Below are 21875 nucleotides of genomic sequence, written 5' to 3'. Positions count from 1 at the left end.
AATAATGCTGGTTATGCAGAACAAGGAGGAGAAACATTGACACTACTACACATGGCTATCCTGATCCCATTTTTCTCCGTCCCTCTCATCCCTCTGTTATATAAATATGTACATCAAATACATACCGGTTGGTTCGTCATGGTTATTCCCGCCCTGCTGCTTATCCTGTTCGCAAGCTATTATTCCATGCAGCAACCGTTAGATCCTGTGATCTATTCCGTGCCATGGATTCCATCTCTGGATATCCATTTTACTATCTATTTGGACAGCCTCTCATTACTGTTTGTATTGCTTATTACAGGCATAGGCGTCTTGGTTGTGTTGTACTCCATCTACTATATGTCTATGGATAGGGAAAAATTGCACCTCTTCTATGCTTACTTAATGCTGTTCATGGGAGCGATGCTCGGATCTGTTCTTTCAGACAACCTCCTTGTGTTATATGCATTTTGGGAACTCACTAGTGTATCCTCATTCTTACTTATCGCCTTCTGGTATCATCGCAAAAGATCTCGTTACGGAGCTCAGAAATCGATGTTCATTACAATGAGTGGTGGATTCTCGATGCTGCTTGGCTTCATCATCCTTTACGTTGCCTCAGGGACATTCAGCATTCGCGAGTTAATCGCATTAAGCGACCAAGTTTCACAGCACTCGCTTTTTATTCCGGCGATGTTCTTCATACTTCTTGGTGCGTTTACGAAGTCAGCACAATTCCCTTTCCATATCTGGCTGCCGGACGCCATGGAGGCCCCTACGCCTATCAGTGCTTATCTGCACTCCGCTACGATGGTCAAAGCGGGTGTATATCTCGTCGCCCGTTTAACTCCAATATTCGGTGGTCATCAGGAATGGTTCTGGACCATCACCATCACGGGACTCATCACTTTGTTCATCGGTTCCTTGAAGGCGGTTCGTCAGAGTGACCTTAAGGCATTGCTCGCATTCTCGACCATCAGTCAAATCGGTTTAATTATGACGTTGCTAGGTATTGGTTCCATTGCACTCAATAGCCAATATAGCGGAAGTTCTTTGCTATTTGCAGGTGCTACAGTAGCGGCGATCTTCCATTTAATTAACCATTCGATCTTCAAAGGCTGTCTCTTTATGATGATTGGAATTCTCGATCATGAGACGGGGACACGGGATATCAGGCGCTTAGGCGGTCTGATACATATCATGCCCGTCTCATTCACCTTAACTTTGATCGGTGCATTTTCAATGGCAGGTCTTCCTCCGTTTAGTGGATTTTTAAGCAAGGAAATGTTCTTTAGTGGTGTGTTAATGACTTCTCGTAACCTAGATAGCTGGTTCATCGTTATTCCGATTATCGCTTGGATCGCAAGTATATTTACCTTTGTGTACTGCATGATTCTCATATTCAAGGTGTTCACAGGCCCTTATCAGCCGAAGCGGCTGGACCGTAAGCCGCATGAGGCACCCATAGGCATGCTCATTTCGCCGATGATCTTAGCTGCGCTCGTTGTCATCTTGTTCTTCTTCCCGAATTGGATTGCGTCTACTCTGCTAGAACCATCTGTAAAAGCGATTCTGCCACAAGCATTTGCGAACGGCGAAGAATGGCATGTTCATATATCCGTATGGCACGGTCTCAATACAGAACTTCTGATGACGATAGGCATTGTCATTCTAGGAACGCTGCTTTATAAAAATTTCCATAAATTTCGTAATATGTACGAAATCATACCGTCAAGATTCAGTTTGAATCAAGCCTATGATAGTGGACTTGTAGGCATGGAACGTATTTCTGGCATGATCACGAGATTCTACATGACCGGTTCCTCTCCCCGTTACTTGTCCTACCTCTTCGTATTTTTGATTGTTATAGTTGGGGGTTCGCTGTTTCTTCAGGATGCTTTCGTCCTTGATCTTTCTGACAATGCTCCTATCGAGCTTTATGAATATTTGTTAGGCTTCACCATGGTCGCGGCATCCATCTACATGATATTCACGAAATCCAGATTGATCTCGATTATTGTCGTAAGCGTTATTGGCTATATCGTTTCATTGTTTTTCGTTATCTTCCGCGCACCAGATTTAGCACTAACACAACTTGTCGTGGAGACGATTTCAACGGCTCTTTTCCTTCTGTGCTTCTACTTCTTACCGAAGGTTAGCAAGTATGTGACACCCGTGAAATTTCGCATTAGTAATGCCATCATTGCCGTAGGCGTCGGATTGACGCTAACTTTAATTGGTCTTACGGCGCAAGGACATCATTTATTCGTGCCGATTGCGGAATATTATAAAGATTCATATACACTTGCTGGAGCAAAAAATATGGTAAATGCGATTTTGGTCGACTTCCGAGCCTTCGATACGATGCTCGAAATTGTCGTTCTCTTCGCTGCAGGAGTAGGCATTTATACTTTAATTAATCTTCGCCATGCAGGGAGGAAAGATCAATGAAATTTACCGATGTATTTTTGCAGACCTCAACAAAAATATTAGTGTTCATTATTATGACCTTCTCGATTTTCATTTTGTTCGCTGGGCATCACAATCCGGGAGGTGGCTTTATCGGGGGACTGATTACCTCTTCTGCCCTTGTCCTCCTCTACATTACATTTGATCTGCAGACGGTGCGCGATATCATTCCTGTCGATTTCAACCAACTGGCGGCTGGCGGCGTTATTGTCTCTGTACTTACGGGAACAGCTTCGTTCTTATTCCATGTTCCCTTCCTGACACAGACATTTACCTATGTAGATCTGCCCCTGCTCGGGAACACGGAGCTTGCCTCAGCCGTTATTTTTGATTTGGGTGTCTACATGACCGTTATCGGAACAACAATGACGATAATTACGAGCATAAGTGAGGATGAAAAATAATGGAGACATTCATAACCATCATCAGCGGCATATTATTTTCAGTCGGAACTTATCTCATCCTAAATAAAAACCTATTGCGGATCATTCTGGGCATAACTATTTTCTCTCATGCTACTCATCTGATGCTACTTTCTATTAATGGGTTAAAAAAAGGCGCTGCACCTCTTCTCGGGGAGAATGCCACCAGTTATACAGATCCCGTACCACAGGCATTGATTCTTACCTCTATCGTCATTAGTTTCGCATTAACCGCATTTCTTCTTGTGCTTGGTTATCGTACTTATATGGAGTTAGGTACTGACAATATGAAGCATTTGAGAGGTAACTCACATGAGTAATGTGTTGATTCTACCGATCATTATTCCTCTTCTTACTGGAATGGTGATGATTTTCTTTCGTCGACGCATACGTCTACAACAGTGGTTAACCGTCGTAAGCATGCTACTTACTATTGGGATTTCCATCGTTATCATTCAGCAAATTTCACATCAGGGTATCCTTGTTCTCGATGTCGGTGGCTGGCAAGCTCCTTATGGTATCTCGTTAGTAGGGGATATGCTCTCGGCCTTGCTCGTACTTGTAGCAACGTTCATTTCCCTGATCTGCACCCTGTTCGCGTTCGGTTCCACAGACAACGATCATAAGGTTCACTTCGTCTATCCCTACATTCTATTGTTGCTTTGCGGTGTGAACGGCTCCTTTCTGACAGGCGATATATTCAACCTCTTTGTCTTTTTTGAAGTCATGTTGATCTCTTCCTATGTGTTGCTGGCTCTTGGTGGAAAGAAGATTCAACTCCGTGAATCCATTAAATATGTCATTATTAACGTCATTTCATCGACTTTGTTCGTTATCGCGATTGCCTACCTATATTCCATTACCGGAACCCTCAATATGGCTCATCTGTCCGAACGCATCGCGACAATTGGTCAGGACGGCTTACTTACGACAGTTAGCCTCTTATTCTTGACGGTGTTCGCTCTTAAATCGGGGTTATTTCTATTCTTCTGGTTGCCTAGCTCCTACAGTGCGCCCCCTCCAGCGATCGCCGCATTGTTCGCAGCTCTACTTACCAAAGTCGGGATTTATGCGATCATGCGTACATTTACATTGATTTTCTACCATCAGCCGGAGATTACGCACACCATCATCCTCTGTATGGCGACCATCACCATGATACTAGGTGCGCTTGGTGCTATCTCTCATTGGCAGATCAAAAAAATTCTAGCCTATAACGTAGTCGTTGCAGTTGGATTTATCCTCTTCGGTGTTGGGATGGCGACCTTAGATTCATTGACAGGTGCTCTGTTTTATTTGCTTAACGATATGCTGGCCAAAGCGCTTATTTTCATTCTAGGCGGCGCGATTATTTCTATTTTCGGAACGGACAAGCTTCGGAACTTTAGCGGCTTGATTCTATTCCGACCGTCGCTTGGATGGTTGTTTTTCATAGCTTCGCTCGCCCTTGCAGGGGTCCCCCCGCTGAGTGGTTTCGTAGGTAAAGTCATCATTCTCAAGGAAGGCGTTCAAGAAGGCCATCTGATCATGTCGGTGATCGGTATTATTACAAGCCTCTTGGTGCTCTACTCCGTTATGAAAATCTTTATTCATAGCTTTTGGGGAGAGACGCTACTAATTGAAGGAGAACAGAAAGCGACCGGTACAAACGCCTTACTACCAGGCTATATCCTAGTCACTTTAATTATTGGAATGGGACTCGGAGCGGAGTGGGTGCTTTCCTATGTTGAGCAAGCTGCTGAGGTTATGACCAACCCATCAATTTACATCGATGCTGTCTTCAAACGAAATAGTTAAAGAACCAACCTACGAGTTAAAGGATGTGGTGGAAATGACAACTCAAATTTTATTGAATCTGTTGATTGCCTTCGTGTGGATGCTTCTCAATGAATCGTGGAACATTATCATCTTTGGAATAGGTTACGTCATCGGATTTTTCATTATATTTATGATGCGACGATTTTTCCCTGAACAATTTTATGGTAGGAAAATCATATTCATTATTAAGTTATTCTCGCTCTTCATCATGGAGCTGATTAAATCTAGTGTCGTGGTCGCTATACAAGTTACTCGGCCAAAGCTAAACATTCAGCCAGGTATTTTCCGTTCCGAAACCATACTGGAAACCGACTTGGAAATTACGCTGCTATCTACATTATTAACTTTAACACCCGGCTCCGTAGTTATGGAAATTGATCCGGAAGCAGGCGTCATGTACATTCATGCTATGGATGTAACAGAATTTCAGAATAGTATTTCCAAAACAAAACGTAAGTTTGAACGGGCAATTATCGAGGTGATGCGCAATGTTTGATAACATCATGCTCCTAGCCATGTTCCTACTCTCGATCTCAGTCCTGATCGCTCTATACCGCGTGATCAAAGGACCTTCTATTCACGATCGCATATTGGCGCTCGATTCAATCGGATACATCGTGATTGGGATTGTTGCGGTACACTCTATTATGCTGGACTCTCATGCCTACCTTGAAACCATACTACTGATTGGAATACTGGCTTTTCTAAGCACGATCGCTTTAAGCAAGTATATGAAAGGGAGGGTTGTGTATGGGCGCAAACGTGATGATTGAAATTGTGGTCGGGTTCTTAGTCATGTCCGGCACCGTCATGAGTCTATTCAGCTCACTAGGTATTATCCGCCTGCCCGATGTGTATAATCGTGCGCATGCCTCTACGAAAAGCGCGACGCTTGGTATCCTTTGTATTCTATCAGGCACGTTCTTCTACTTTTTCTTTACGCACGGCGTATCCAGTATCCGCTTATTACTCGCAATCGTATTCGTCTTCTTGACTGCCCCTGTCGCTGGGCATATCATTATTCGTTCAGCTCACCGTTCGAAGGTCCCTCTTGCCGATATTAGCGTTCAGGACGATCTCCAGGATTATTTGGACAGTCAAGAATCTAAATAATATGGGTTATATATTCGATTTTTTCACCATTGTAATAAACTCCGCAAAATCGGTATCGAACTCTTTTTCCTTAACAAAACCAAGCTTTTCATAGAGATGGATCGCTCTTTGATTGAATTTCGCTACAGTTAATCGAATTGGAGTCCCCTTATAAATTTGTTCAATTAAATTAACAATAAATGAACAAAATTCAAAACCGTGCCCTTTGCCTGTAAGGGTAGGATTCATACCCAGTCCCATATCAACCAAGTCATCTTCATAAACACCATATTGGTTACCCCTAGGCACTTGTGCGCTCTCTCCTATGCAAAAAAATCCAACTAGTTCATTCAAATCATTAACAAGTGCATAGTATGAGCCATTGAGCAGCTCCTCAACTTCTTCATTATCCGTGGGATCATTATTATAAAAATCATAAGGTTTATCGTATTTCCAGTTGAGTATATCTTTAGCCATTTGTTCATTCATGTCTTCGATCATGATGTTCATTTTGTATACCACCTCGGATTCATTACTTCTATGAAAAAAAAGATAATCCTTCTTGACACCCCGCGAACGGACCGTTCCTACAATCGCTGTGGTCTCAATCTTTTTCCAGTGCTAACAAAAAGTAGCGAGCCTCCCATGACCGGAGACTCGCCTACTTTATTGGATTTTTTACCGTTTTGAGAGGAGAATCCCTGTCTCATTTGTTTTATTGAAGGAGCTTAAGTGGCACGAACCTCTGAGCTTATTTTTTCAAGAAACAAATTCACTTCAGCGATGTACTTTTCTTGCTCATCGTCAGGAATCATATGCCCAGACTGTCGAAATTCAACAACCTCGCATGAAGGGATAGACCGAGTATATAACTGTAATGTTTCGTCAGATAGATTCGATGGAGAATCGGAACTGGGACAAGAAACCCGTCCCTCTATCCCACAAAACAGCCAGTGTAAAAGACATCTGGCCTCTTGCACTGGCTGCTTTTGATTATCAGCATACGTTTATTGTATAAATTGAACGGTATAACCTTTTTCTTTCAATAGGTCAACGACCTTACCTTTTATCACATAATGTGCCGCACCTACTACAACAAAGGAGGTATGCTCCCCTTCTCGCTCCAATAATTCAGCGAGCTTCACTGCCATATTTTTATCTCGTTCCAAATTCAGGATCTGAGTCCCCTCTCCTTCAGAGGTCTCAGCAGTTGACAGTACTTTTGTCATACCTTCAAGATCACCTTGGGTCCAAGCAAGCTGCATTACTTTTAAAGATTCCATGGCTTCCTTGCTGCCAGACAGCGCCTCATCCAGCATGACATTTAGTTCTTTTTCCTGTTGCTCTGCAGATGCACCCGAAAGCAGATCCGCCTGCAGTTTAACACCTTCTAGCTCGTGTATCGGCTTATCCGTAAGTATTGCCTTAGCGAGGAAATAACCATCGATACCCGTTGCTGATGCAATTACGCTGTCAGCTGGATTATCGTAGAAACTGAACACCGACAGATTGGTGGTAACGGCAAACGGCTTGTATCCGTCAAACACATTCACGGGTAACTCCAATTTTGTCAGCACTTTTTGCAATTTCTCATACGTCCCTACAGATACATGGTCCTTTAGCGTAGTGCCATCACTGTATGCCATCTTCTCAGTTAAGTAGCTCAAATCCCCATTTACAATATCCAATTCGACCCACAGGTCGTCCGACGTTTGGAATGCTTCCCGAATACTTTTATGCATCGGGTACATATCGGTATTCCCCAAGTGAATGGAACCTAGCAAATATAATGTGTTATTTCCTTTTGTCACTTTCCACATGAGACCTTCTGAACCGTTATTGGCCGTATCGTAAGTAAACTCAACCATTCTGCTCGCCAGCACAGCGGCTTGTTCAACCGTAGCAGGATTCTCCAACTCAAGACCAAGTTTAGTTCCAAGAACAAGACCCTTTTTTTGCATATAAGTAACCGGCGCATCCGTAGTAATCCCGAACGCTTCAGGCAACTCGTAGTTCGATAACAGCTTATGTAACGAAGTAATAACGGTTTCTCTTGTGATCACTTTATTCGTTATGAAGGACAAGGAAGCATCTTTCTTCTTAAATCCGAGTAGATCTAGCTTCGTTGCTGTATCCTTCATTAAGGAATTGAATTTGTCGGCATCAATTGGCTTTTGAAAAGCCCCATCATAATACCAGTTCAGCGGATAAATCCCGTATTTCTCACCTTCGTTTAAGGTATTTAAGGACCAAGAGCTAATTGTGGGTGCAACGGTAGGTTCTTCCGCGTGAACGGGGAAGATATTACCTAATAGGATCATCAAGCTCAGTGAACCTGCGACTGCCCAACGACTAAGCTTACCCCAATGCTTTTTTTCTTGCATGAAATTATTCTCCTCTCAATTCTAGTATGTTAAATATTGTTAATCAATCCGTAGATTATACTATGTTAAGGACTATTCACCAATATAAAAACTCATATCTGTTTAATGTATTTTTTCAAGAAACAAGTTCACTTCAGCAATGTACTTTTCTTGCTCATCGTCAGGAATCATATGCCCGGACCGCTGAAATTCAACAACTTCGCACGAAGGGATAGAACTAGTATATAACTGTAATGTTTCATCAGATATATTCGATGGAGAATCAGACTCCGTATTTTTACCTATAAAAATAGATACGGGAATCTGCAATTGTGATAATTGCGAAGAGAAGTCCACTTCCTTAGCATCCCTCCCCAATCCCTCAAGCGCCTCCAGGCGCATATAGTTTGTAATTGGAACCTGACTGTAGATATAATTACACCAAAACTCCACTGCCTCTTCAGAAACGCTTCTATGTATTGGAGGTTGATCAACTAAGATAAGCCCCCGCATGTTTTGTTGATTCCGTAAACTCCAGCCAAGGGCGTAGGAGGCTCCCCGGGAGAATCCAAGCAAGCAATATCCCTGCAGCTTACAATGTTTAACTATCGCTTCAATATCAGAAAGGTGATCTTCCAGATCATACCCGGACTTAGGAGTTCCGCTTAGTCCCCGCCCACGAAAACTAAATGCGATTACATGACCAGGCAACTCAGACAACAAGGGAATCGCTCTCTCCGCAGGTTCCCATAATCCGCAAATAATTAGAAGCGTAGGGATATCAGGAGATGCAACTCCATTCTCTAGTACATGTAAAACTACTGATTCATTATTAACAAAATAACTCTTCAACTATATCCCTCCTCCATGCTGAATTATACTAAATATAGAGATACATTATATTACGATTAAATGGATATTTATGGTGTGAGAAAAGGCACTTATCAAATGAGATCCTCGTTTAGTTAATGTACTTCAACCTTAAACCCAGCCTGTCGAACTTGATAGACGGTCGCTTCCCCTATTTGCCACAATTCATTTACTTTAAATCCGTTAGTTATTTTTTCGTTGTTCGAAAATTCTTGTTCAAGATATGGCAGTACTTGTCTTGCAACACGAATTGCCCACTCAGCCAAGTCAACCTGACTAACGAGCTCCGTAGCCTTATCTATTTCGTTTCTCAGTTCCGTATGATCGAAAATTTTGATTTTCGGTTTACTTGCCATACATAAACACCTCTTCAATTTAAATATTATACTATTTAACACTGCAAAAACTAACGATCGGTAGTATAATACAAAACGCACAGTAGCTTATTGGAGGGATTCATTTGATACAGAAAAAAGATATACTATATGCCACTTTAGAATTAGCTTCCATTCATGGTTTGAGAAGTCTTTCCCTTTCTCAAATTGCTGAAAGCGTAGGGATTAAAAAGGCTTCTTTGTATAATCATTTTCACTCAAAAGAGGAACTTATAACAAACCTTTATCAATATTTACGAGAAGAAAGCAAAGGAAATATGCCAGCTATAGATTATGGGGAGTTTGTTAAAGGGAAATCCGCAGAAGATGTATTAACCATTTCTTGTGCTAATTATCGGAAAATGATTGGCAATGAAAACATGATGAAGTTTTATAAAGTAATTATGTCCGAAAGACCTTTTAGTAAAGAAGCAGCAAATATCTTATTACTGGAAACAGAAAAAATGTTACTCACAACTAAGCAATTATTATATGCTATGCAAATTCATAAATTGCTAGATTTCACTAATATAGACATGGCTGCTCTATCATACGCTATGACAATTCATAACTTAATAGAATATTGTATTGATAAATTAGTAGTTCAAAATATGAATTGTGACTACTTATTTGATGAATATATAAATAGCTTCTGTGAACTATATAAAATTAAGGGAGAATAGAGAATGAAAAAAACGATATCACAATGGTTTTGTCTTGCTGGAAGTTTACAGATAGTATTTTATCTTTTACAAGATTTCGTCGGTGCTTATTACTACCCCAACTATAATAGGTTCGCTCAGGCAGTTAGTGATCTAACGGCAGTTAATGCACCATCTTATTCAGTAGCTGTAAGATTCACTCAAATCTATGCTTTACTTTCAGTTGTCGGATTATCAATGTTATGCACTTTTATAAAACCTAAGCTTAATCGCCAACTCCGTATAGGCATTTATTTATTTACTATAATGAATTGGATTAGTTGCATTGGATATGCGTTATTCCCTTTAACTGATAGTGGTTTTTCAGACAGTACACAAGACTTTATCCATGTTTATATTGTTACAGTAATGGTTGTGGTTTTATCAATTATTTCTTTAATATTTATTATTATTGGCGGTTTAAAAGAAAAGCATAAACACATTGCTTATTTATCACTTATAGCTTTATGCCTTATGTTTATAGGGGCAATTGGTAGTGGAATAGTTCCCAAAGAGTATTTTGGTGTTATAGAACGATTCAGTACATACAGTGCCGTTGTTTTTGGCTCCACATTATGTGTTTATGGCTGGTTACTAAAGTTAAAAAAAGAGTAAACGATTTGAGAATGAGTGAAAATAATGTTATTTTGGGCTAAGCACCAAAACCAGTACTTGAAAAAAAGTATNATTTATTTGATTATATCGCTATAGCGGTAAAAATTCGGAGGCAAAGCATATGCTTCCGAAGTAGCTTTCCTTTGGAAAGCTTTTAGCCGACCGCTACGCTTCTTCAGGACAATTCCGTCCTCTCCACTATGATCTACATATACTTCTTCAATTAACAAACACTGATTACTGTTTAAAGCCTACTTTTTATAGCTGTATCAGATTTATCATGTTTAAGGAGGAGAATAGAGTGAACGATGGACAAAGCTTAGTAAGCTCCAAGCCTAAGCGAAAAATATGGAAACGGGTGCTCATATCCTTGTCTGCACTTGTGGTTGTGCTAGTAGTGGGGCTGACCATTACCTACCAGGCCATGAAATATGAGCCGCTTGAGGAAGCAAAACAAGCAATGCAGAGTGACTCCACAGCCAAGGTAAGTACAGTGAAAGATGGTTTTCGCTTCGAACCGGCTGATGGAAATGTGGTACAACCTAGCGTTATCTTTTATCCTGGTGGTCTAGTGGATGCTGAGAGTTATGCGCCGCTCGCGCGCAAGCTGGCGGAAGCAGGACACCGTGTATATATTGCTGAAATGCCATTTGACCTAGCTATCTTCGGGCAGAATAAGGCAAAAGAGTTGATTGCGGAGCATCCAAAGGATACTTTTGTAATCGGGGGACACTCTCTCGGAGGGGTTTTCGCATCGAGATATGCAGCTGAGAATACGGATAAGATTTCTGGTGTGTTTTTCCTGGGATCTTACGCGGATGAAGGTGGTAGCTTGAAGGATTCCAGTCTTAATGTGCTGCAAATTACAGCTTCAAAAGACGCTGTGTTGAATTGGACCTCATGGGAGGAAAGCAAGCAAAATTTGCCTGCGGACTCGACGGAGTATGTTACTATCGAAGGTGGTAACCATGGTCAATTCGGCACCTATGGTATGCAGAAAGGTGACAATGTAGCGGATATTCTCCCGGAACAGCAACTTGAGGAAGTATCGTCAGCTATCATTAACTGGCTACCAACTGTGCAGAAATGATAAATTATAAGTTAAAGAACGTGATGATGGTATACCATCATCACGTTTTTGCTGCTCATTAATTCATTAACACTACTGTCTCCCTAAGTAAATCTCACTATTTAATTAACTCACTTCAATCTGCTTTATGTACCGGCATTTTGGGAAACTACTACATCCATAAAATTGACCCTTTGGTCCGCTTCGAAGCACTAATTTACTACCACATTTTGGACATACTATTTCTTGAGCCGGAGTATGTTCGATGACCGCTTTTGGTGTTGGAGCAGTTCCAGGATTCATGGATAGAATCATTTCAATGAGTCCATCACGATTAATCAACTTTACTTTGTTGGACTTAGCCAACTCATACGCTGCTGCTGTGTAATCACTATTCGATACAACCCATGCTTCAGCAGCTCCGTAGTGTGCAATAGATGCCTGTGCTTCCTGAACAGCCTTAATCCCAACATTCTTGCTGTACCGTTTAGCTTGAACAACAATCTTCACGCCATCCTTCTGAAGTACGAGATCCGCACCATAATCACCAGCAGCCTGTGTTACTTGGGTCTTATAGCCTTGAGCCTGGAATAAATAACCCAAATATCTTTCGAATTGGATACCATCCATTTTATCAATGTCGGCTATACCTGATTTCTTCAGTCTCTCTGCCTTTGCATTATTCACGAGTATCATAATTACTATTGCTATAACCAAACCTATGAAGGCAGCTACAGCCCCGAGTTCAATAGATTTTGTCATATTCAACACTAGCAACCCCGGGACAACAAATGAAAGCCCGATAACACCTTTTAAAAACTCTTCCTGTTGCTTCGCCTTACTCTTTCTTCTTGCCATTATAATCCCCCAACTTTCATGTCATGTTTCCTTAGCATTCGACAATTGGGACTATATTCCTGCAATAGGATGGAAATGGTGCAAAGAGTTGCACATTAGTCAATTAATCAAAATATCTCTTTAGGGTATGAGGTATGATTTGACGAACTAATGATTCGTTTGTTACAATTTCACCATCTTCGAGGAAAAGGATGAGGACGATGGTTCGTCGTTTGAAACGGTTTAAGAATGTCGCTACCGTATTAAGCTTCTAAGTAAACAAGAGAATTATACTACTTAGAAGCGAGGGAAAAGAAATGAAACAACATCAATTTAACCACTGGTCTGAAATTAAGTATCTACAAGACATTGTCACCAACCCCATGATTGAAGTAGGGGAATACTCCTACTATTCTGGTTATTACGATAATCATGATTTTGAAGATGGGTGCGTTAGATACCAATGGGGAGATGAAAAATCCAGAAAGTTATTTAACCCCATCGAAGACTATGGTTGGCATTTAGATAAGTTGATTATAGGAAATTACGTATGTATTGCAAGTGGTGTAATTATTCTAATGGGTGGAAATCACAATCATCATCCTGAATGGATTACCGTGTATCCGTTTGTGGATCAGATTGAAGCTTCTTACAAACCCAAAGGAGATACAATCATTGAAAGTGATGCCTGGATCGGCATGAATGCAATGATTATGCCCGGTGTGACAATAGGTGAAGGGGCCATTGTTGCGGCTGGATCTGTTGTGACAAAAGATGTCCCGCCATATACGATAGTAGGCGGTAACCCTGCTAAAGAGATAAAGAAACGCTTTACAGACAAAGAAATCGAAAAGTTAAAGGAAATGCGTTGGTTCGATTGGGAACGCGAGAAAGTAGAACGAGCTAGTCATATCTTATCAAGTTCTTCAATCGATCAATTATATGACTTTTATCAAAAGGAAATAAAACCAAACCTCCAGAATAAAAACAAATAAATTAATAAGCCAACGTCCCTTCTTAATAGCTAATTGAGAAGGGACGTTTTCTTTGGGTTCAAACAAAATAAGAAACTTTAGCACTAGGGAAATAGCGTAGTATCTGCTCACGTAGATATTGTTCCATATCTGTAGCGTCTTCTTTTTTATATACGTATTTGTATCGGCCATATCTCCCCCACTTCATCTGTCTATTTTCTTCATTCATATCTAGCTTTGTTTTCGGATAGCGCTCCATAATGGTGTTTTTAGCCACTTTAGTATATCGATGTTGGATCAACTCAAATTCTAAATCGACGATGTCAATTGTCCCGATTCTTTCATGTAGCTTTTGGATTAATTCCAGATAATCCTGTTTCCAGCCATCGTAAATGATAATTGGGGCCATGATGAAGCCCAGCGGATATCCTGCCTCAGCAATTTTCCCCGCCGCTTCAATTCGCTCCTCAAATGCAGAAGTGGATGGTTCAAAGTTGCGGATGACATAACTCGTATTGATCGAAAAACGAATTCTTGTATGGCCCCTATGGTCGGCATCCAATAATGAATCGACATTATCATATTTAGTTACGAAACGCAGTCGCCCATGGGACTGCTGTCCCATAAACTCAATATAATGACGCAAAGCTCCCGTAAGATGCTCAAACGAAACGGGATCACCTGTACAAGCCGCTTCAAAGGTAGTTATTTCAGGCTTCCGCTCTTCGATATATTCCTGTGCTTTTTCCAAAATTTCATCCAAATTAACATACACTCTGATATAAGGTTTCGAGCTCAGCGTAGTTTGCAGATAACAATAATGACAATGACCAGCACAGCCAGTTGCCAGAGGGATGGCATATTCAGCCGACGGTTTCGATGTGTCAAATTTTAATGTTTTTCTAACTCCCACCACTAACGTTCTTTTTGCATTTCGATATTTCTTCGCATCCGTATCCCCTGGAATGCCGGTAACCCGATTGTGCGAGGTTGTCATTTTGATCGGAATTCCGGACTGTTCAAAGTATTTATACAACTTATCCCCGAGTGGATAGTCTAACGACTGCGGTTCAAAAAACACAAGATCAGGATCAAAACGTTTCAATATATTACACCCGCCTCACAATGACAATGTGTTTTCCTAATGTACGTAGTGATTTAATTGATCTAAATGGTTACGATCCTCATTTAATATTTCTTTAACCAAGGTTAGACTCTCAGGATCCAAGTCACCTCTTACCATTTTCTCAGAAATATGAATGCCCTTTTCTTCCCCTTTTAGAGCATCCTGCAGAATAAAGTTGGGATCATCCGTGGCTTTTTTAAACCGATTCATGAATTCAACCATCCCGCCCTGTATTCCCGCATCATCAGCAGGAACTCCACCAAGGTTTTGTATTCTTTCTGCTACCTTTATTGCGTGTTGTTTATGCTCTTGCTGTATATCCTGTAGCACCTTCTTGACGTCCGGATCCGCAACATGCTGAATGTACCTTTCGTATGAAAGAATCGCCATGTAATTGCCTTCGAGAAAAGTATTTAATTCTTTGACTACTTGACTGTTATCCACAATAATTTCGCTCCTCATTTGTTTTAGGATTAGTTTTGCAACAACATGAGGTAACTATGCACGATTCCATACCCGTAGCTAGTTTGATAAGATATCTTAATGTTCCAGTTGACCTTCTTGTCCAATTCCGATAAGATCACTATATATTATCGGAATTAAAGGAGCTGTATACCATGCCACGTATTTGCTCGAAGTGTCAGCAACCCTCCCCCATGCACGATTTCGTCTGTTCCCATTGCGAAGCACCGCTCATCGATAACGGTGAACTCCTTAGTGCCCTAGATCTAAATGGTAATTCAAGCAAACTTAAGATTATCCCCACCATTGTGGTATTGATCGTCGTTGCTATTATCGGTTTGCTCATTAAGTTCCTATCATAATGATTCCTGATGATAACTATTAGTTATTTATATTTGCCTTTCTCTCTTTCTTCTCTTACGATGTTAATTGATAATTCATCCAACTATACATCATCTGTGAGAGGAACAAACAACATGATTACGTTAAGAAAATTAGTCCCCGGACTAGTCCTCGTTACCATCATATCTATCATTTCCACTCTACTAGGTTCCTATCTTCCCTTAGTCGGTGGCCCGGTTTTTGGTCTATTGATTGGTATTGTACTGAATAATACTGTAGGTAAACCAAAAAACACCCTAAGCGGTGTCCAATTTAGCTCTAAAAAAGTATTGCAATGGTCGATTATCGTCATCGGATGTAATTTGAGTTTGGCCAGTGTTTGGAGTACAGGCGTGGAATCGTTAGCGGTATTATTATCTAGCTTACTCGCGGCTTTTCTGGCTGCTTATTTTTTTGGCAAATTGCTTAAAATCCCTACTAGATTAAAGATACTCATCGGTGTAGGTACAGCGATATGTGGTGGATCGGCGATTGCGGCCACTTCCCCGATTATCGAAGCAGAGGAAACCGAGATTGCTTATTCCATCTCTACTATTTTTATGTTCAATATCGCAGCTGTCCTGCTGTTTCCGTGGATCGGTCATTGGCTCGGATTATCAGATACAGGATTTGGGTTATGGGCTGGAACCGCGATTAACGATACATCATCGGTCGTTGCTGCAGGTTATATGTTCAGTAATGCCGCAGGGGATTATGCTACCATTGTCAAACTCGTACGAACTACGTTTATTATTCCCGTTACTTTCTGTCTTGCCATGTTCTTTGCGAGAAAGAAAAAGCAGCAGCAACAGATGGACGGCTCGGCAGAAACCTATAATGCGCTTAAGGTTTTCCCGTGGTTTATCGTTTACTTCTTAGTTGCTTCACTATTAAACACGATTGGACTTTTCGGCGATGGATTCTTAGCCTTCACAGGACATGCCTCGAAGTTCATGATTGTCATGGCCTTAACAGCGATCGGTCTCAGTGCAAACTTCAGATCGATGCTAAAAACCGGGGTCCGTCCCATCCTATTTGGACTCATCGTTTGGTTCTTTGTCGCTGCAGTCAGCTTATCTGTGCAGTGGGTAAGCGCACAATTGTAGAGATAAGATTAGCACGAGTTGGTAACTCAAAAAGGGAGCTCGGACATGTCGGGCTCCCTTTTGTATTTTCTCGTAATACTTGCTTAGAGAGTCCGAGACAATGCCGTCAAGCGCTGCATCCCTTCACGCAGTAAGGTCTCATTTGCGAAGGAAAAGCTGAGCCGGATCCATGACTTCATCTCTCCCAGTGTGTCAAAGATCTCACCAGGAACAAAGGAGATGGACTGCTCTTGGCTTTTTCTAAAGAGTGCTTCCACCGAAATATCTTCCGGCAACTTAACCCACAGATTCAGTCCTCCCTGCGGACTCGTCCATTCCCAACCTACCTTAGCTAATTCTTCCTCCATAATCTCCTTATGAACCTGAAGCGCAATGCGTAGCTTGCCTAAATGCTGTTGTAGTCGTGGTGAGGTGTAATAATGCAGAAATATCTTCTGATTCAGTTGAGGGGTTCCATTATCCGCTAACGACTTTGCCTTAATCAACTGCTCCATGAATGGATAACGGCAGGCCACCGCGCAAATCCGTAGACCTGGAGCAACATACTTGCTGAAACTACTGATATAGATCACCCAACCTTCAGTATCATACGCGAATAAAGGTAGGGGTGGATCAACATCGAAATATATATCCCGGAACGGATCATCCTCCACAATCAGACAGTGATAACGCTCCGCCAATTCCACTAGCAATTTTCGCTGCCAAACCGGAACCGTATATCCGGTAGGATTGTGGTGGGTCGGATTCATATAGAACATACGTGGCTTGTGCATGCGCATTAGATTCTCCACTTCTTCCAAGTCATACCCTTCTGGTGTGATCTGAACTGGAATAAGCCTAGCGCCTTGCCTGCGAAAAATATCCAGCGCTACGCCATATGTCGGTCGCTCAATTAAGACAGCATCCATCGGTCCAAGCATGATTTGGGCGATGAGATTAATGGCTTGCTGACCCCCTGAAGTGATCAATAATTCCTCAGATGATAGCTGTAATCGATGATGCTCTTTATAATGTTGGCTGAGCGATTCACGAAGCTCATCATCGCCTTGTACCGTTGCATACGTACCCATAACCTTAGGGTACATATCAAACACTTTTTTTACATAATCCGATAAAAACATATTAGGTAGCAAATTTGGATCAATCAATGACTGTGAGAACTGATACTTCGCAGGGTTTCGTTGAATATCGGAAAGCTGATTTGATTGTAAGTAAGAGGAAATGACGACGCCCTCTTCTACTAACACGCTGTCCGCCGACACGTAATAACCCGATTTGTCTTTTACATATACTTTGCCATCCTCAGTCAATTGTCTATATGCCTTAAAAACCGTCAACCGGTGAACTTTGAGCTCTTCAGCAAGCAGCCGTACCGACGGTAACTTGTCTTGGGCCTTCCATTCACCGCGCTTCATACGATTCAGGATGTGGTCATACACTTGTCGGTACAACGGATGACTTTGCGAGGCTCCCGTAGTTTCTTTCATATGTCTACAACACCTCTTCAAATAACCTTTTTCATATTATTGTACACGATAACGCTTGTAATCTGTTCTGTTCAATATAATCTGTTCTGCCCTACTCCCTATATGATTAACGAACAACTTCTAAAGGGGAAATGAAGAACATGATTCTGTTAGCTTATGCATTAATATGTCTTATATTTGGTACCACTTTTCTAGCAATTAAAATAGGAGTAGATGCCGGTGCACCTCCATTCTTCTCTGCAGGACTACGATTTTTCCTGGCCGGTGCTATTCTATTTCTATGGATGGTATGGAAACGCAAGGCCAGCTTCTCCCTATTGTTACGTAAAGAGATGCTAATAACAGGGGCCACTTTGACGTTCGGAACCTTCACTACGCTGTATTGGGCCGAGCAATATGTATCTTCAGGACTCGCAGCGGTTCTATCAGCTACAGCTCCCATCATCATTTTACTTCTACAAACGACTGTGCTTCGTTTAAAAGCATCCGTACACTCGTTACTCGGTTGTATTATCGGTTTCATTGGAGTGTTACTTCTCGTTCTACCTAATTTGTCGATGACTGTCTCTCCACTTTGGTTGATCGGTTGCATCGCTATAATCATCGGGCAATTCTTCTATGCAACAGGAACACTCTATTCTAAAAAAGCAATCAACAGTATGTCCGAAGTGTCACCTATCGCAATGAATGCATCACAAATGATGTATGGTGGAGCGTTGATGTTCATTCTATCCATGGTCACTGAGGATGTGCATCCCGAATTCCTTCTATCCTTCAAGACCGCTGGTTCTCTACTCTACCTGATCGTGATCGGTTCCATGGTCGGACATACTTTGTTCTACTGGCTCGTAGCCAAGACGAACCCGGTCTTTCCTGCCACTTGGCTCTATGTATCACCTCCGATTGCGGTCGGGGTAGGCGTACTCTTTTATCAGGAGACCGTCTCTTGGATCACACTTCTTGGTGTATTCACGATCATTGTTGGGACCGTCCTTGTGAACTTTGGTGCATTGAAACAGATGGTAATAAAAAGAAGATCAAAACCTGATTCATACTTAAAAGAGAACATCCCAAATCCCGTTGAAAATGGCTAGATATCTCCTTTAAATTAGGCTTTGTTAAACCTTAATGTTGATATTTGATAATTACGAACGAATGTTCTATGATAAAGGTAACAATTCGGTTCGGAGATGATTTGTCTATGATGGTCGCATTCGGACAACGAAATTAGATGAGGCGATTGGCGGTCATCTATCGGATTCAAACGTGCTTTGCACGGATTCCTGGAGGTATTCAGCTCCTATGCGAATGCAAAGGGCTTGGCTCATTACTGATTCAAGTCCGACGGAAAACAACGTGTCAAAGGCGTGTACCATATCCAACACGTAAACAGCTATCACAGCCGCTTGAAGAAATGGATGGACCGCTTCAATGGTGTTGCAACCAAATATTCGCAAAATTATTTGGCTTGGTTCCGTTATATAGACAACAAGGAATATGAGAATACCTCATCGAATAAGAAAAATATGTTGGTCAAATCGTGCCTGTTTACTGTCACCGACACGAACACAAAGTTTCGGCTTTCTGCTTATTCTTGCTAAGCTAACGGGCAGTTTACGATAATAAGAACGTGCAGCCTATACTTTACAGGAGAACGAACATTCGGTAGTCTATGTATAAGTAAATACCATATAGTGGTCGCAATGATTCGTGCTACCGACTGAGAAGGAGTGCGTCACATTGGAGTTTAATAATTCAATTCTTTGGATTGGTGGTTCCCCCGACTCGGGGAAAAGCACGATAGCAAGGTACATCGTTCAAAAATACAACTTATCATACTATGATTATGATGGTAATGAAGATAGGCATCATGAAGAGATCTCCGCTCATTCAGTTGGTGTAGAAGAAATCCTTTCTTCGACCATGGAAGACAATTGGGTGTATATCACGCCAGACGAATTACTTCATAGGGCAAATGCGTCATTTCGTGGTCGATTTCCTATGGTGGTCCGTGATTTATCTGCAATGAATGCCGATAATCCAATTTTAGCAGAAGGCTTCGGACTTACGCCGCAACTGGTAGCCCCCTTTTTAGGAAATTCAAACCAAGCGATTTGGCTTGTGTCGGATGGACACTTTAAGATGACCTCTGCAAAGAAACGCAGGAAATTGTCAGGAGAATTTAAGACAAGTGATATGGAAAACGCAGCACTGGAGAACCTGCATAAACGCGATATGCTAATTGACGCCCAAATAAGAGAAGAAGCAAACCAGCTCGGTCTAGAAGTTATCGAAGTAAAATCCTCAGTACCTTTTGAAGTTGCTGTTAAATTGGTTGAGAAGCATTTTGATGAATATCTAACATGTTGGAGACGTCATTCTTGACCTGTAATTGTAACGGTGATATTGAACTAACGGGTAACGATAGCTCCATAATACACAATGTAGGCGACCGGAAAAGATTCGGTCGCCTTCGTTATGTTAACGGGCAGGACTTAGGTTTTGTTATCCTTGATTGTTCGTTATTGGCCAAAAGAAAAACCGCCAATAATTAGACATCTGAAGGCGTTAATTCGTACAGGCTGCGCACCTCGCACTGAAGCGTATCGGCGATCGAAATCGCGAGCTTAAGAGACATCACTCTTTTATTGTCGATAAAGTCATCCAGCCGCTCCCGTCTCACCCGCAGTTCAAGCGCCAGCCGTTCCAGCGGCATTCCTGCTTCCTGAAGCCTTTCCTCTAGCAGGCAACGGCCAAGTTCGTACTTCAATATGCATATGCCCCTCTCAGAAAAAATCGTCCAACGAATCTTATGATTTCCTTTCCGCTTTAGCTTCATCCCCGGGTTGGATCTCGGGAATCGTGAGCGTAAACAGCGAGCCCGTCCCGGGCACTCTTGATGGAACCTCTCCGTCCAGCGCCCGGAATTACTAAACTTTAATGATAATCGGCCTCGGCAGCCCATTAAGCTAACATGCAATATAACGCAACTATCCAGCTACTGGAATCGTAATAATAATTGGATAGTTTTAGAGTGTATGACAATACATTTACAATTAGTGATTTTTGGGAGTGAAGAAAATGCGGGTGTATTCGATAGGTATAAGAATAGTAATTGGTGTTGTTTTATTAATTTGTGTAGTGGGAGGTGCGATGGCGTTCCAAAGCACAGATGTTGAAACCACGATGAATCAAAACCCTACGAAAGCCCCTAACTATCCTAAAAACGAAAACGGACAGACATATGGTTCTGCGGCAGATGCCACCTCCCCTGAAACGGAACCTGATTTAATTCGTGCAGTAGGTGTGGATGGCACTGTCGGATATGTGCTGAAAAAAGATTTAGACGGTGAGCAACCAAAGACGCCCGAAGAAGCTATAGCTATACAGAACAGTAGACCCCCAGATGGCTATGACAGCCCACTATATGATGTTGATGGTAAAACCGTTATTGGTGTCTTTCATATTGGAGGAAATTAACAACACATAACATATTTCAATTGTTAAGCTAACGGGAGACGATAGCTCAATTAACCGCCTTTTCACTGAACTGCACCCCAATTGTTAGACACAACTAACAATTGGAGGTGCAGTTTTTATGTCCAAGTATTCTTTAGCAATAAAACTACGGACCGTATTTAGTTACCTAGAAGGCAAAGAAAGTTTTAACTCGCTAGCGGAAGAATTAAGAACGAGTTCAGCCGTCGTAATGAACTGGGTTAAACAATAT

25 protein-coding genes and 1 pseudogene are annotated in these 21875 nt (G+C 41.6%); 17 read left to right on the top strand and 9 right to left on the bottom strand.

All coding sequences use genetic code 11. The annotated features are described in order from the left end of the window. Positions 1-36: 36 nt before the first annotated feature. Genes EJP82_RS23735 through mnhG form a run of 7 tightly spaced genes read left to right on the top strand, consistent with a single transcriptional unit; the run spans position 37 to position 5801 of the window. A complete protein-coding gene (locus EJP82_RS23735) occupies positions 37-2430 on the top strand; it encodes a Na+/H+ antiporter subunit A (RefSeq protein WP_127194551.1) in 2394 nt (797 codons plus the stop codon). Beyond that, the gene (locus tag EJP82_RS23730) at positions 2427-2852 is read left to right on the top strand and encodes a Na(+)/H(+) antiporter subunit B (protein ID WP_127194550.1); all 426 of its coding nucleotides are present in this window, start codon (positions 2427-2429) and stop codon (positions 2850-2852) included. Before EJP82_RS23735 ends, EJP82_RS23730 begins: the two co-directional genes overlap by 4 nt. Further along, positions 2852-3190, top strand: a complete 339-nt coding sequence (locus tag EJP82_RS23725; protein WP_127194549.1) for a Na(+)/H(+) antiporter subunit C — start codon at positions 2852-2854, stop codon at positions 3188-3190. The genes EJP82_RS23730 and EJP82_RS23725 overlap by 1 nt, the downstream gene beginning before the upstream one ends. Continuing rightward, positions 3183-4667 (top strand): Na+/H+ antiporter subunit D, encoded by a 1485-nt coding sequence (locus tag EJP82_RS23720; RefSeq protein ID WP_127194548.1) that lies wholly within the window; start codon positions 3183-3185, stop codon positions 4665-4667. The genes EJP82_RS23725 and EJP82_RS23720 overlap by 8 nt, the downstream gene beginning before the upstream one ends. Before the next feature lie 34 nt (positions 4668-4701). After that, entirely contained in the window at positions 4702-5184 is a 483-nt protein-coding gene (locus tag EJP82_RS23715; protein ID WP_127194547.1) for a Na+/H+ antiporter subunit E, read from the top strand. Further along, a complete protein-coding gene (locus EJP82_RS23710; protein ID WP_127194546.1) occupies positions 5177-5461 on the top strand; it encodes a Na(+)/H(+) antiporter subunit F1 in 285 nt (94 codons plus the stop codon). Before EJP82_RS23715 ends, EJP82_RS23710 begins: the two co-directional genes overlap by 8 nt. Continuing rightward, the gene (gene mnhG, locus EJP82_RS23705; RefSeq protein WP_127194545.1) at positions 5439-5801 is read left to right on the top strand and encodes a monovalent cation/H(+) antiporter subunit G; all 363 of its coding nucleotides are present in this window, start codon (positions 5439-5441) and stop codon (positions 5799-5801) included. Before EJP82_RS23710 ends, mnhG begins: the two co-directional genes overlap by 23 nt. A 6-nt stretch (positions 5802-5807) precedes the next feature. Here the strand turns inward: mnhG and EJP82_RS23700 are convergent, their stop codons facing one another. The 4 genes from EJP82_RS23700 to EJP82_RS23680 form a co-directional block, all read right to left on the bottom strand. Continuing rightward, a complete protein-coding gene (locus EJP82_RS23700) occupies positions 5808-6290 on the bottom strand; it encodes a GNAT family N-acetyltransferase (RefSeq protein WP_127194544.1) in 483 nt (160 codons plus the stop codon). A gap of 497 nt (positions 6291-6787) precedes the next feature. Continuing rightward, complete coding sequence (locus EJP82_RS23690) at positions 6788-8164, bottom strand: TraB/GumN family protein (protein WP_127194543.1); 1377 nt, start codon at positions 8162-8164, stop codon at positions 6788-6790. Positions 8165-8266: 102 nt separating this feature from the next. Next, the gene (locus EJP82_RS23685) at positions 8267-8995 is read right to left on the bottom strand and encodes an alpha/beta fold hydrolase (RefSeq protein WP_127194542.1); all 729 of its coding nucleotides are present in this window, start codon (positions 8993-8995) and stop codon (positions 8267-8269) included. Between the two features lie 113 nt (positions 8996-9108). Beyond that, entirely contained in the window at positions 9109-9369 is a 261-nt protein-coding gene (locus tag EJP82_RS23680) for a putative immunity protein (protein ID WP_127194541.1), read from the bottom strand. Positions 9370-9473: 104 nt separating this feature from the next. Here EJP82_RS23680 and EJP82_RS23675 point away from each other — a divergent pair, with 104 nt between their 5' ends. From EJP82_RS23675 to EJP82_RS23665, 3 genes are all read left to right on the top strand, one after another. Further along, positions 9474-10070 carry a TetR/AcrR family transcriptional regulator gene (locus tag EJP82_RS23675; protein ID WP_170220285.1) on the top strand — a complete coding sequence of 199 codons (597 nt, stop codon included), beginning with the start codon at positions 9474-9476 and terminating at the stop codon, positions 10068-10070. A gap of 3 nt (positions 10071-10073) precedes the next feature. Continuing rightward, entirely contained in the window at positions 10074-10703 is a 630-nt protein-coding gene (locus tag EJP82_RS23670; protein WP_127194539.1) for a DUF998 domain-containing protein, read from the top strand. Positions 10704-11004: 301 nt separating this feature from the next. After that, on the top strand, positions 11005-11793 hold the full coding sequence (locus EJP82_RS23665) for an alpha/beta hydrolase (protein WP_246054407.1): 789 nt from the start codon (positions 11005-11007) through the stop codon (positions 11791-11793). 105 nt (positions 11794-11898) lie between these two features. Here the strand turns inward: EJP82_RS23665 and EJP82_RS23660 are convergent, their stop codons facing one another. Further along, entirely contained in the window at positions 11899-12630 is a 732-nt protein-coding gene (locus EJP82_RS23660) for a restriction endonuclease (protein WP_127194537.1), read from the bottom strand. 296 nt (positions 12631-12926) lie between these two features. Between EJP82_RS23660 and EJP82_RS23655 the strand changes: the two genes are divergently transcribed. Next, the gene (locus EJP82_RS23655; protein WP_127194536.1) at positions 12927-13604 is read left to right on the top strand and encodes a CatB-related O-acetyltransferase; all 678 of its coding nucleotides are present in this window, start codon (positions 12927-12929) and stop codon (positions 13602-13604) included. Between the two features lie 58 nt (positions 13605-13662). On the opposite strand, the gene splB is transcribed toward EJP82_RS23655, so the two are convergent. Both splB and EJP82_RS23645 read right to left on the bottom strand, forming a co-directional pair. After that, positions 13663-14688: a spore photoproduct lyase gene (splB, locus tag EJP82_RS23650; RefSeq protein WP_127194535.1), complete on the bottom strand. Its 1026-nt coding sequence runs from the start codon at positions 14686-14688 to the stop codon at positions 13663-13665. Between the two features lie 36 nt (positions 14689-14724). Then, the gene (locus EJP82_RS23645) at positions 14725-15153 is read right to left on the bottom strand and encodes a DUF2383 domain-containing protein (protein WP_211350265.1); all 429 of its coding nucleotides are present in this window, start codon (positions 15151-15153) and stop codon (positions 14725-14727) included. A gap of 173 nt (positions 15154-15326) precedes the next feature. Here EJP82_RS23645 and EJP82_RS23640 point away from each other — a divergent pair, with 173 nt between their 5' ends. Together EJP82_RS23640 and EJP82_RS23635 are read left to right on the top strand one after the other, a co-directional pair. Then, positions 15327-15533: a hypothetical protein gene (locus tag EJP82_RS23640; RefSeq protein ID WP_127194533.1), complete on the top strand. Its 207-nt coding sequence runs from the start codon at positions 15327-15329 to the stop codon at positions 15531-15533. Positions 15534-15647: 114 nt separating this feature from the next. After that, entirely contained in the window at positions 15648-16658 is a 1011-nt protein-coding gene (locus EJP82_RS23635) for a YeiH family protein (protein WP_127194532.1), read from the top strand. A gap of 83 nt (positions 16659-16741) precedes the next feature. On the opposite strand, the gene EJP82_RS23630 is transcribed toward EJP82_RS23635, so the two are convergent. Further along, positions 16742-18145: an aminotransferase-like domain-containing protein gene (locus tag EJP82_RS23630; RefSeq protein ID WP_127194531.1), complete on the bottom strand. Its 1404-nt coding sequence runs from the start codon at positions 18143-18145 to the stop codon at positions 16742-16744. A gap of 140 nt (positions 18146-18285) precedes the next feature. Here EJP82_RS23630 and EJP82_RS23625 point away from each other — a divergent pair, with 140 nt between their 5' ends. The 3 genes and pseudogenes from EJP82_RS23625 to EJP82_RS23615 all read left to right on the top strand — a co-directional run bounded on the left by EJP82_RS23625 (position 18286) and on the right by EJP82_RS23615 (position 20530). After that, positions 18286-19239, top strand: a complete 954-nt coding sequence (locus EJP82_RS23625) for a DMT family transporter (RefSeq protein ID WP_127194530.1) — start codon at positions 18286-18288, stop codon at positions 19237-19239. 133 nt (positions 19240-19372) lie between these two features. Continuing rightward, positions 19373-19768, top strand: a pseudogene (locus tag EJP82_RS23620) (IS1595 family transposase); the annotation flags it as partial. A gap of 117 nt (positions 19769-19885) precedes the next feature. After that, positions 19886-20530 (top strand): nucleoside/nucleotide kinase family protein, encoded by a 645-nt coding sequence (locus tag EJP82_RS23615; RefSeq protein ID WP_127194529.1) that lies wholly within the window; start codon positions 19886-19888, stop codon positions 20528-20530. Positions 20531-20696: 166 nt separating this feature from the next. Here the strand turns inward: EJP82_RS23615 and EJP82_RS23610 are convergent, their stop codons facing one another. Beyond that, complete coding sequence (locus EJP82_RS23610) at positions 20697-20915, bottom strand: helix-turn-helix domain-containing protein (RefSeq protein ID WP_211350058.1); 219 nt, start codon at positions 20913-20915, stop codon at positions 20697-20699. Between the two features lie 383 nt (positions 20916-21298). On the opposite strand from EJP82_RS23610, the gene EJP82_RS23605 reads away from it, so the two are divergent. Continuing rightward, positions 21299-21625, top strand: a complete 327-nt coding sequence (locus EJP82_RS23605; RefSeq protein WP_127194528.1) for a hypothetical protein — start codon at positions 21299-21301, stop codon at positions 21623-21625. Positions 21626-21875 lie beyond the last annotated feature (250 nt).

The sequence above is a fragment of the Paenibacillus anaericanus genome (assembly GCF_003994475.1).
Lineage (GTDB): Bacteria > Bacillota > Bacilli > Paenibacillales > Paenibacillaceae > Fontibacillus > Fontibacillus anaericanus.
This window is presented reverse-complemented; position numbering and strand designations above follow the sequence as displayed.